General features: G+C 31.5%; 10 protein-coding genes and 1 pseudogene. 6 read left to right on the top strand and 5 right to left on the bottom strand.

Annotated features, from left to right (window positions below):
- Window positions 1–28: 28 nt before the first annotated feature.
- Both AABL81_RS10645 and AABL81_RS10640 read right to left on the bottom strand, forming a co-directional pair.
- The gene (locus AABL81_RS10645; RefSeq protein WP_158210085.1) at window positions 29–1,585 is read right to left on the bottom strand and encodes an Rne/Rng family ribonuclease; all 1,557 of its coding nucleotides are present in this window, start codon (window positions 1,583–1,585) and stop codon (window positions 29–31) included.
- A 292-nt stretch (window positions 1,586–1,877) separates the two neighbouring features.
- Window positions 1,878–2,174, bottom strand: a complete 297-nt coding sequence (locus tag AABL81_RS10640; protein WP_038986039.1) for an HU family DNA-binding protein — start codon at window positions 2,172–2,174, stop codon at window positions 1,878–1,880.
- Between the two features lie 138 nt (window positions 2,175–2,312).
- On the opposite strand from AABL81_RS10640, the gene mutY reads away from it, so the two are divergent.
- Genes mutY through gldD form a run of 3 tightly spaced genes read left to right on the top strand, consistent with a single transcriptional unit; the run spans window position 2,313 to window position 4,419 of the window.
- Window positions 2,313–3,365, top strand: a complete 1,053-nt coding sequence (gene mutY, locus AABL81_RS10635; protein WP_341341014.1) for an A/G-specific adenine glycosylase — start codon at window positions 2,313–2,315, stop codon at window positions 3,363–3,365.
- Window position 3,366: 1 nt separating this feature from the next.
- Window positions 3,367–3,810 (top strand): single-stranded DNA-binding protein, encoded by a 444-nt coding sequence (locus AABL81_RS10630; protein WP_158210083.1) that lies wholly within the window; start codon window positions 3,367–3,369, stop codon window positions 3,808–3,810.
- 33 nt (window positions 3,811–3,843) lie between these two features.
- Window positions 3,844–4,419 carry a gliding motility lipoprotein GldD gene (gldD, locus tag AABL81_RS10625; protein ID WP_341341013.1) on the top strand — a complete coding sequence of 192 codons (576 nt, stop codon included), beginning with the start codon at window positions 3,844–3,846 and terminating at the stop codon, window positions 4,417–4,419.
- A 377-nt stretch (window positions 4,420–4,796) separates the two neighbouring features.
- On the opposite strand, the gene AABL81_RS10620 is transcribed toward gldD, so the two are convergent.
- The 3 genes from AABL81_RS10620 to AABL81_RS10610 all read right to left on the bottom strand — a co-directional run bounded on the left by AABL81_RS10620 (window position 4,797) and on the right by AABL81_RS10610 (window position 8,669).
- Complete coding sequence (locus AABL81_RS10620) at window positions 4,797–5,180, bottom strand: heavy-metal-associated domain-containing protein (RefSeq protein ID WP_158210081.1); 384 nt, start codon at window positions 5,178–5,180, stop codon at window positions 4,797–4,799.
- Between the two features lie 99 nt (window positions 5,181–5,279).
- Window positions 5,280–7,331, bottom strand: coding sequence for a M16 family metallopeptidase (locus AABL81_RS10615; RefSeq protein ID WP_341341012.1), 2,052 nt, complete (start codon window positions 7,329–7,331; stop codon window positions 5,280–5,282).
- Between the two features lie 18 nt (window positions 7,332–7,349).
- Window positions 7,350–8,669 carry a M16 family metallopeptidase gene (locus tag AABL81_RS10610; RefSeq protein WP_158210079.1) on the bottom strand — a complete coding sequence of 440 codons (1,320 nt, stop codon included), beginning with the start codon at window positions 8,667–8,669 and terminating at the stop codon, window positions 7,350–7,352.
- Window positions 8,670–9,033: 364 nt separating this feature from the next.
- Here AABL81_RS10610 and rplU point away from each other — a divergent pair.
- The 3 genes and pseudogenes from rplU to AABL81_RS10595 all read left to right on the top strand — a co-directional run.
- Window positions 9,034–9,390: pseudogene (rplU, locus tag AABL81_RS10605) on the top strand (50S ribosomal protein L21); the annotation flags it as partial.
- Between the two features lie 27 nt (window positions 9,391–9,417).
- The gene (gene rpmA, locus AABL81_RS10600) at window positions 9,418–9,678 is read left to right on the top strand and encodes a 50S ribosomal protein L27 (RefSeq protein ID WP_090405633.1); all 261 of its coding nucleotides are present in this window, start codon (window positions 9,418–9,420) and stop codon (window positions 9,676–9,678) included.
- Between the two features lie 833 nt (window positions 9,679–10,511).
- The gene (locus AABL81_RS10595) at window positions 10,512–11,834 is read left to right on the top strand and encodes a hypothetical protein (RefSeq protein WP_341341011.1); all 1,323 of its coding nucleotides are present in this window, start codon (window positions 10,512–10,514) and stop codon (window positions 11,832–11,834) included.
- Window positions 11,835–11,836: the final 2 nt, after the last annotated feature.

Below are 11,836 nucleotides of genomic sequence, written 5' to 3'. Positions count from 1 at the left end.
CCGCAATCTATCGAATGCGGGTTTTTCGTTATTCTGAAAGTTCATTTCCTTTATCATCAAAGAAATGGTATTCTAGGTACGTGTAAGCGTCACGCGGTATTACTTTTACCCACTTCTTAAATTCTAAGAACCATTTAGCTCTTATAGAAGGGAATCCTTTAGTTAAATATGCAGCAACGAATGGATGCGTATTTAGGAATATTTTTTTCGAGTTATCTTTCGAAATAATGCTTTCTAAGTCAGCCTTGATTTTGTCAATTACAAGAATTGGAGCTGCGATTTCCCCGTGTTCATTAGGGTCCTCTTCTCTTGTTTCAATATTAACTTCAGGTCTAACACGTTGTCTAGTAATTTGAATTAATCCAAACTTACTAGGAGGCAAGATTTTGTGTTTTGCTTTGTCATCACTCATTTCCTCTTTTAAGAAATCGTAAAGTGACTTTCTATTCTCTGGATTACCCATATCAATAAAATCCACTACGATAATACCTCCCATATCCCTAAGTCTTAATTGTCTTGCAATTTCTGCAGCGGCAATAAGATTAACTTCAAGGGCAGTATCTTCTTGAGATTGAGCTTTGTTTGAGCGATTTCCACTGTTCACATCAATCACGTGAAGTGCTTCTGTGTGTTCTATGATTAAATAAGCTCCCTTACTCATAGAAACAGTCTTACCAAAAGAAGTTTTTATCTGACGTTCGATATTGTATTTCTCAAAAATCGGAACTTCTAAAGATTGGTAATGTTTAACAATAGAAACTTTTGAAGGAGCTATCTCTTGCAAATAATCCTTCGTATGATAAAACATATCTTCATCATCAGTAATAATACCCGTAAAAGTATCATTAAAAACATCCCTTAATATAGACGAAGCTTTATTAACTTCCCCTAATACTTTAGAAGGATGATGAGCGACAGTTAATTTCTTGCACATATTGTTCCATCGAGTCATCAAGTTTTGTAAATCTTTATCGATATCTTCAACTTTCATACCTTCAGCAACCGTACGTACAATTACCCCGAATCCTTTAGGCTTAATAGACTGTAATAGTTTCTTTAGCCTTTCCTTTTCTTCTTTAGATTCAATTTTTTGAGAAATTGAAATTCTATTTGAAAAAGGAACCAAAACCACATAACGTCCAGCTATTGAAAGCTCAGAGCTAATACGTGGCCCTTTTGTAGAAATAGGTTCTTTTACAATTTGAACCAATAAAGATTGATTAGCACTTAAAACATCAGTAATAACACCATCTTTATCTATTTCTTCTTCAAAAGGAAAATTCTTTAAGGAGTAATCTTTTAATTTACCTCCGCTTACAAGTTTAGTGAACTTTAAAAGAGTTCGAAGATTAGGACCTAAATCGTGATAATGCAAAAAAGCATCCTTTTCAAATCCCACGTGAACAAATGCAGCATTTAATCCTGCAACTGGTTTTCTTATTTTAGCAATAAAAATATCACCTACTTGAAAGCCATCATCTTCACTCTCTTCTCTTTCTCTATGAAGTTCAATTAGTTTTCCATCTTTTAATAAGGCAAAATCTACTGTATCAGAATTCGACCTAATAACTAGCTCTTTATTCAAACTGTACATTTTTATCCATACTCATTCATTACATTCTTATTATTCTATAACAACAAGAAATGAGTTTGTATAGATGGATTAAACATTAATTGTAGGAATTACCTAAATACTCACCTTAAGGCGCGTATATAACAATAACCTTTTCCTAATAAAAGAAAAAAGTAGTTTTAAACTACTTTTTCTTTTTGTGACGGTTAGCTCTCGCTCTTTTTTTACGTTTGTGCGTTGCTACCTTATGTCTTTTTCTTTTTTTACCACTTGGCATAATGTGTGTAATTTAGAGATTAATAAATTATTTTACTTTTACTTCTGTGTTTGACTTAACGCCTTCTACAAACACCTTAGCTGGTTTGAAAGCTGGGATGTTGTGTGCTGGAATTCTAATTGTTGTATTCTTAGAAATGTTTCTTCCTGTTTTTTCAGCTCTTGTTTTAATAATAAAACTACCGAATCCTCTTAAGTAAACATTTTCACCAGCTTCTAACGACACTTTTACTTCATCCATAAAAGATTCTACTGTCGCCTGTACTTCACCCTTTTCAAGCCCTAATTTTTCTGAAATTTTAGCTACAATGTCTGCTTTCGTCATTTTAGATATAAATTATTTTGTTGTTGTCTGATATTTTTAGAGTGTGCAAATATATTAATTTATATCCCAATAATTCAACCTTAATTGATTAAAATTTAAATATATAAAGTTTTAAGTTTGTACCCAATACTTTTAACAATGCTTTTTCATAATAAACTCATTGCTTGGTACTTACAGAACAAACGTTATTTACCATGGCGCGAAACTAAAAATCCATATGCTATTTGGCTGTCAGAAATTATTCTCCAACAAACGCGAGTAGCACAAGGTTTGCCCTATTTTGAGGCTTTTTTAACAACATATCCAACAGTTTTTGACTTAGCTGATGCAAAGGAAGATGATATTATGCGTTTATGGCAAGGCTTAGGATATTATAGTAGAGCAAGAAACTTACACGCAACCGCTAAAAAAATAGCTTATGAACTAAATGGTGTATTCCCTAATAACTATAAAGACCTACTTACATTAAAAGGTGTTGGAGATTATACAGCTGCTGCCATTGCTTCAATTGCTTTTGACCAAGTTGTACCCGTAGTAGATGGAAACGTTTTTAGAGTGCTTGCAAGAATATATGGTATTACTTCAGATATTTCAGCTTCTCCTACTAAAAAAGAATTTCAATTACTTGCGAGTGAATTAATCTCTCCTAATGAGCCTGCTACATTTAATCAAGCTATAATGGATTTTGGAGCAATTCAATGCACTCCTAAATCTCCTCTTTGCCACAGCTGTCCTTTTACAACTGACTGTGTAGCGTTTCAAACTAATCAGATTGAAAACCTTCCCGTAAAGTTAGGAAAAGTTAAAGTAAAAAAACGTTATTTAGACTTTTTTATATTTTTAGACAACAACAAAAAAACTCTAATTGAACAAAGGACTCAAAAAGATATTTGGCAACAATTATACCAATTTCCAATTGTAGACCGATTTGTTGATAATAAAATAGACGTTCATTCTCAATTACAGGAAATGTATCCTACTATAAAGTATGAAAATGTTACTTTATTAAATACAGAACACATTATTCATATACTATCTCATCAAAAATTACACATTCATTTTTGGCTAATAAATACCTCTAAAAATATAGAGAAAGGAACGCATTGGAAGGACTTAAATAACTTTGGTTTTCCAATTGTTATTCATAACTTTATTAATTCATTAGATTTTAACCACTTAACTAAAAAATAGTATGAACGGCACATTAAATAAAGTAACTCTGATAGGTCATTTAGGCGATAATGTAAAAATGCACTATTTTGAGAATGGAAATTGTATTGGTCGATTTCCAATTGCTACAAATGAAGTTTATTTAAATAAAACAACAAACGAGAAATATACTTCTACGGAATGGCACAACCTTGTAGTGAAAAACAAAGCGGCTGAAATGTGTGAAAAATACTTAAGTAAAGGAGATCGTATTTATGTTGAAGGTCGTATACGCACTCGTCAATGGCAAGCTGAAGACGGAACTCAAAGACAAACAGTAGAAATAATGGTTACTGAGTTTATGTTTTTAGACACTAAAAAAGATAATGACAACAAAAATAAAACTGCTTTTGACACTGAGAAAAAAGCAAATATTGATAACTTTAACATCCCTAAAGAAACAAATAACGACGATTTACCTTTTTAGGTTAGTGCCTTAATTTTTAAAATTTAGAATTTAATGAAGTTATATATTATAGGTAGCTTATTTCTATTGACACTTTTTACATCTTGTAAAGAAGAAACAACTCCTAAACCAAATGCTTTCTTAGCTTTAGAATATCCTACACAAGAGTATTCAACATATGTTAGCAATTCGAATTATCAATTCGATCAAAATAAATGGGCTCAAATAAAAGAAGGAAAAAAGAATTCTTTAGAAATTCATTACCCTCAAATGAAAGCTACAATCTTTTTAAATTATAAACCTGTTGAAAACAACTTGAACCTATTATTAAAAGATGCTCAAAAATTGACCTATGAACACTTTGTAAAAGCTGATGAGATTGTAGAACAACCTTTCGTAAATCCAAATGCAAAAACTTATGGTATATTTTATGACGTAAAAGGAAATGCTGCTACTAATGTGCAGTTTTATGCAACTGATAGTGTAAAAAACTTTTTAGTAGCTTCACTTTATTTCTACGCAAAACCAAATTATGATTCGATATTGCCAGCTACCGATTATGTTAAAAAAGATATGAGGAGAATTATGGAGTCTTTAGAATGGGTAAACAATACAACTTTATCTAAATAGAATAAATAATTCTTTCCCAACATAAAAAAAGCCCTCTTTTCGAGGGCTGTTTTTATGTTTTGTCATTGCAATTTGGAATAGATACCCTTAAGAACATCTTTTACATATAGTAAGTAATCTTTCAATTACATTACAATATGCTTTGAAAGGGCTTTTTATGACTTTTACATCAATGTAAATTACTAAACACCATTTTGTTGTAAAAATTTAATCCCCTCTAAAAACAGCTTATAAACAACTAATAACTTATTGCTCTAATTTACTACGATAGTACAAATAAGATCCTCAACTTAAGCTATAAAAAAAGTAACCAATAAAAAAGTCTTTCCTATGAGATGACTTTTTTATTGGTTACTTAATATATTAAACTCTACTAATTATTTATTCTCTGCAACTTGCATATTCTCTACTTTGTAGATTCCATTAGCAATTTTCTCTACTGTTTTTGTTAATGACTCCGAGTTTTGCTTTGCATCATCAAATTCAACAACAGCCGTTTTAGAATCAAAATCAACTTTTGCTTCTTTTACACCTTCTAAACCTGCTAATTTTCCTTCAATTAATTTAGCACATCCTATTTCGCAGGTCATTCCTTCAATCTGAAATGTAGCATTTTCTACTTTTCCAGCAATTTCTTTAGAATCTGTAGCAGTTGCCGTTTGCTCTACTATTTCTCCTTCTTGTACTTTAGTTTCACTCTTACAACTAACCAATGCAGTTGCTCCAAGAATTGCTACTAAAACTGATTTTGTTACTTTCATTTGAATACTTTTTTAAATTCTACTACTATAAAGGTACAAAAATAAAAAAAAGCAACTGAAATTCAGTTGCTTTTTCATTCTTATGATTTAGATAATCAATTATTTAAAATCCGCGTCTGTTACTCCTTCGTTAATTTTAACTTCAGAAACATTCACTTCTAAATCAAATCCAACATTCATAGTTTGTTTGAATGGAAATTTGATTCCTTTTACTTCTTTGTACTCTCCCATATAAATAGCTTGAGTCATTGTTTGTCCTCCTTGCTCTACAGTTGTAATTGTAGCCACTTTAAGTCCTGAATCTACATCGTAATAATGTACTGATTTACCAACTTTTAATCCTATTGCATCTTTACCGTTAATTGCTTCAACTCCTGTTAAAGTAACAGTAGAATCTTTTTTCCAGTTCAACTCTGCAAAAGGTACCGCTCCTTGTTGTGCTTCAGTTAAGTCTGCTCCCTCTAATGGTATTTTTTGTCCTTGTGCAAGTACAAACCCTTCTTTAGGAGTAACTATCTGTTTTGACATTACATTCCCCATCATCTTCTGCTCTGACATAGCATATCCTTTCTTAACTTTAGATACAATTTCCAATGTCATTCCTTGTACTGAAGCTGAACTTACAGATGCAATACTCTTTACATCTGATAATTTCTTTTCACCTCCAATTGCAGTAATGTATTTATCTAACAAGGTAGCTACTGTAACTCCTGCTGGAATCTCTTTCTTGAAAACAGGTTTTTCAACAGCGTCAGCTTCTTTACTATAGAAATGTACAGGTAATCCTAATTTCTCTAATCCATCAATTACTTCTGCTCCTTTTCCTACAATAATAATACGCATATTATCTTTCAAGAAATATTTTTGAGCTGCCTTTTGAACATCTTGAGCTGTCACTGCATTAATATTTTTAATGTAGTTTTCATAAAAATCTGCTGGCAACTTGTGTAATTCTTTATTTAATGCATAGCGAGCAACCGTAGCTGGTTTCTGAATCTCCATTACGAAGTTACCAACATATTTAGCTTTAGCCATTTTCAACTCTTCGTCTTTAACTAAAGTCGTACGCATCAAGTCAATTTCTTTAATAAATTCAGTTACGGCACTATCTGTAACAACATTACGTACAGACGCACCCGCTCTAAATTTACCTGGATATTTACGAGCTGAACTGATTGACGAATATGCTCCATACGTCCATCCGTGTGCTTCACGTAAGTTTAAAAACAAACGTCCTTCTCCACCACCTCCAAGAATTTGATTTGCTAAAATAGCAGCAAAGAAATCCTTGTCTGTCATTTTTAATTCCACTTCATTTACCAATGCAATCTCTGATTGAACAGCATTTGGCATATCTACGAAGTTAATTTGCGTTTTTGCAACATTTCCTTGCATAGTATATTTCTCGTACTGAGTTTTATTACTTTTCCACCCTTCAAATAATGAACGAACCAATTTCTCAGTTTTCTTATAGTCAATATCTCCAACTACTACCAAGTAAGCATTCTCTGGAGAGAAATACTTTTTATAATAATCTTGAACATCTGCTAAAGTAATATTTTGAATGCTTTGTTCTGTTTCGAACTCACCTGCTGGAGAATTTTTCCCATACAATAAAGCATCTTCTACACGACTTGCGATTGCAGACACACTCTTTTCTCCTGATTTAATCCCTTCAATAGCCTGAGCTTTTACTTTTTCAAATTCCTCTTCTGTCAAAATAGAATTTAAAGCCCCATCAGCTAATAATGAAAGAATTTTTTCATTGTATTTTGACAACCCACTTGCAAAAGCACCATTTGAACTAAATCTAATATTTGCCCCTAAGAAATCAATCTCTTCAGTGAATTGCTCCTTCTTCATCTTCTTAGTTCCATTTCCTAACATTTGAGAAAATACAGATGATACACCTGCTTTATCTCCTTCAAAAGTTAATGGATTATCTATCGTCAACGAATAAGACACTCTCGGTAATTTGCTATTTTGAACAACTAAAACTTTCATTCCATTTTTTAATACAAATGAAGTTGGTTGATTAACGTGAACAATTGGCGCTGGTCCTGGAGCTGGCTGTTTTCTTTCTTGTGCTTGAGCTTGCATAGCAACGAATGCAAAAGCTAAACTCGCTGCATAAATATGTATTTTTTTCATTTTACAGTTTCTATTTAATTAGTTATTAGCTTTTTTCTCTGGAACGTAATCTAAAAGTAATCTTTGATTTTTGTTCAAGTATTTTTTAGCTACTTCACGGATCTCCTCTCTTGTTACACTTCTATAGATATCTATATTAGTATTAATCAAATTCACATCTCCATATAATAAATAGTAAGTTGCCAAATTGTGTGCTAAACCTTCTACATTGTCATTTTGATCAACGTATTGTTTCTCAAAAATGTTTTGTAATTTTTGGAAATCGCGTTCAGAAATCAACTCTGTTTGTAGCTTTTCGATTTCTTCATCCATTTCTTTCACTAAATCAGCTGACGTAAATCCTTGCATTGGAATTCCATAAATAAAATAGATTCCATAATCTTCTTGACTAAAACTAAATGAAGACATTTCTAAAGCCATTTTCTTTTCATCAACTACCTTTTTGTAAAGTCTTGAACTTTTCCCTCCTGATAACACCGCAGAAATCATATCTAAAACTCTTGCTTCACGTGTTTTCATTGATGGAGTTCTATACGCTTCAACAACCATTGGTAACTGAATATTTGGATCTTCAAATTCAGCTCTTATCTCCTTTGTAATTGCATCTTCTTCTACTTTTGTACGAGTCACAGATTCACCTTTAGCAATCGGTCCAAAGTATTGTTTAATCCAATTCTTTGCTTGGTCTTTTTCAAAATCACCTGCAACAACTAAAACCGCATTGTTTGGAATGTAGAACTTTTTATTAAACGCTAAAAACTCTTCTAAAGTTGCAGCATCTAAATGTTCCATTGATCCAATAGGAGCCCAACGGTAAGGGTGTTTATTAAATAAATTCTTTTTTACTTCTGTAAATAATTGTCCGTAAGGTTGGTTATCTACACGTAATCTCTTTTCTTCTTTAACAACTTCATTTTGTGTATCTACACCAATTTGGTTAATTACTGGATGCATTAATCTTTCAGATTCCATCCATAAAGCCAATTCTAAATTGTTTGAAGGAAATACTTCATAATAGTAAGTTCTATCATCTGACGTATTTGCATTATTTTGTCCTCCGTTTGCAGTTACTAATTTAAACCACTCTCCTCGTTCAATATTTTTTGTTCCTTCAAATAATAAATGCTCAAAAAAGTGCGCAAATCCTGTTCTTTCTGGATTCTCGTCTTTTGCACCTACGTGGTACATTACTGAGGTAATAACTACTGGTGCAGACTTATCTTGATGTAAGATAACGTGTAGACCGTTGTCTAAAGTGTACTGATCGAATTCCACTTTTTGAGCTGAAGCCGATATTCCGAAGAATAAAGCACTTAAAATCAACAAAGATTTTTTCATTCTACAAATATTTTGAAATTAGGTTATAACTGTATTAGTGTATCTAATAACAAATATGTTACACTTTTTACAAAATATTTTTCATACTATCTGATGAAAGCATAAAAAACTCAATCATCTAAAGTGATTTATAAAAAAACCACATACAACATTGCACAAAAAAATAAATAAAATATGCTATTTTTAGACCTAATATCTCTACAATCAATAGATATAATTTACAGATGTTTACGCTTTTAACGTTGACTGACTGAAAATCATTCATTTACAAACAAAAAATACTAAAGGTTGTCTTCTACTTTCTTTTGTATATAAAAAAATAAGTTTATATTTGCACCCTTAATTAACATCTTAATTTATTGTTATGTACGCAATCGTAGAGATAGCAGGGCAACAATTCAAAGTTAGCAAAGACCAAAAAGTGTATGTACACCGTCTTGCATCAGAAGAAGGAACTCAAGTTACTTTTGACAAAGTTCTTTTAATTGATGACAACAACAACATCACTTTAGGCGCCCCAGCTATAGAAGGTGCTTCTGTAGAAGCTAAAGTTTTACAACACCTTAAAGGTGATAAAGTAATCGTTTTCAAAAAGAAAAGAAGAAAAGGTTACAAAAAGAAAAACGGTCACAGACAATCTTTAACTCAAATTGTTATTGAAGGAATCAATGCAAGTGGAGCTACAAAGAAAGCAACCAAAAAAGAGGCTGTAGCAGCTGAGTAATTAACATCTAAATTTTAAAACGTCATGGCACATAAAAAAGGTGTAGGTAGTTCTAAGAACGGTAGAGAATCAGAATCGAAACGTTTAGGCGTTAAGATTTACGGTGGTCAAGCAGCTATCGCTGGAAACATCATCGTTAGACAAAGAGGTTCTAAGCACAATCCTGGTGAAAACGTTTACATGGGTAAAGATCATACTTTACATGCAAAAGTTGACGGAGTGGTTAAATTCCAAAAGAAAAGAGACAACAAGTCTTACGTTTCTATTTTACCATTTGAAGCTTAAGAATCATTATTTGTTCTTGTAGAACAAATATTAAACATAAGAGAAGGCGCTTAATTAATTAGGCGCCTTTTTTTGTACACTATAGTATGATGTTAAAAATTATTATTTGAGAAATAGTTGTACAACCAAACTTCTTTATTCTACCCCAAAATCTAAACCAGTAGAAAACAGTTCTACCTACAAAAGTTGGGGATTTGCAAAAAAAGATATATCTATCATACTTTCCTTTCCCATCGAATGTTTTTATAATTAAAATTATCAATAATTTTATAAGAACGTTATTTCAAAAGTCTTTAAAACAGAATTAAAGCACTCATATTATAAACTTCTTTGATACTTGTTTCACACAAGTACCACATAAATACCACACACTTTCGGGAAAAAGTCTTTTTTCCGAAAGTGTGTGGGACTTGAGTGGGAGATGTGTCGAACAAGGTACCTCTAATACCATACTTGAATATATTCTTTATCACAATAACAATCCAATATATTGCATTTTAAGGCTACGCTTATTTTGTTTCTTATTGAAAAAGGATATTTATACTTACTTTCCAAATTTTGAGCTTAGTCATCAAAAACAGAATTCAACTTCTATTTCTCTCAATAATATTTATAATCATTCTAAAATAAACTCTTTTTGTAATTTATTTTTCTTTATTCAAACTATTTCCCACACTATAATTCTCCTAAAAAACAACATCAACAAAGACATAAACAACTAACAAACAGCTACTTATTTTTATTATTTAGAAATATTACAAATAATTATTGTTTATTGATTATTATTATTTATTTTTGGTCTAAATAATTATAACACAATAACACTATTAAATATGAAATTAACTAAACTATTTTCAGCATTTGCAATTTGTGCCTTTTTACTGACAAGTTGTTCTAATGACGACAGTAATGAACCTATTAGAGTTGATCAAAAAGACCAACAAGAAATAGGAAAAGAACTTCCATTTAAAGGTGAATTCATTTATGCACATTCAGGAATGCCTATCCCATTTACATTTGAAAAAAATTCTATTACAATGAATATGTCACAAATGGCTGGAAGCGGACAAGATGACGACAAATACAACATACTAACTGTATATAAGAACAAAGAGGGAGTATTAAAAGTTGTAACTAAACACGAAAAAGAGTCTCAATACAAAGCTTTTTTCCTAAGAAATATAAAAGACGAATCATTAGATATAAATATTGATTACACTTTTAAATCCGAAATAGAAGCTATTAAAACAAACTACCCATCAAAAGCTGGAGGAGCTTTAGATCACGCTAATAACCAATTTGGATGGTTATTACTAACTAAAAAAGGTAGTCAATCTACTCCAATTAATTTACCTGTAAATGGTAAGTATGTCTTCACACAAGGACAACATTCTTATTATTACAACTTCACTAATGAAACTGTAAATTTTAATGGAAGCTACGATATGAAAGTTTTAGCTCACAATACATCAACAAATAAAATTTTACTTCAAGGTGTTGATACCGAAAGAAAAGATTTCTTCTATGTAATACAATTAAAAAATATCAAGGAAAATAATGTAGATATAGCAAGAGCTACTTTTAATGAAGGAGAAACTAAAAAATTAGCTGAAAAAGAATTTGCTGGAATTGAAGAGTTGAAAAACAACTTTACAACTTACACTAAAGAGGATAAAACAGGTACTGTTGTTAATTTGAAAGGAACTTATGGTTCGGCAATAATTAAAGATAAAGAAACTGGTAAACCACAAGCACAGTATGTATTTAAAGTTGGTGAAGGTACAGAAGCTTTCTTATTCAGAGCCGATATGGGATCTGGCTTCGGGGATTCTGCTTCTTTTACTCTTAAAAAAGTAGCAACTGATGAGAAAAAAGGGCAATTGATTTACGAAATCACTGGTTCAACTGGGTATTATGCAGGAAGAACAGGACAATTTCTAACAATTTACTTTAAAGATATTTCTGCTAATGGAAACAAAGCAACCTTTGCTATTGCAACTAAAAATGGTAAAAACTCTGTGTCATCAAGTCAAGGTGACGTAATTGGTAAAACTATTGAAGAAGCTAAAGCTATCAAGGCTCCAGAAGCTAATTTAGTTTGGGAGAATGATATGATGAAGTATGCCCATTTGTGGATACCAACAACTAAAGAGTAATC

This window comes from Myroides sp. C1519, from assembly GCF_038039755.1.
GTDB classification, from domain to species: Bacteria; Bacteroidota; Bacteroidia; order Flavobacteriales; family Flavobacteriaceae; genus Flavobacterium; species Flavobacterium phaeum_A.
The sequence above is the reverse complement of the archived record's forward strand: the minus strand, read 5'-3'. Positions and strand labels throughout refer to the sequence as shown.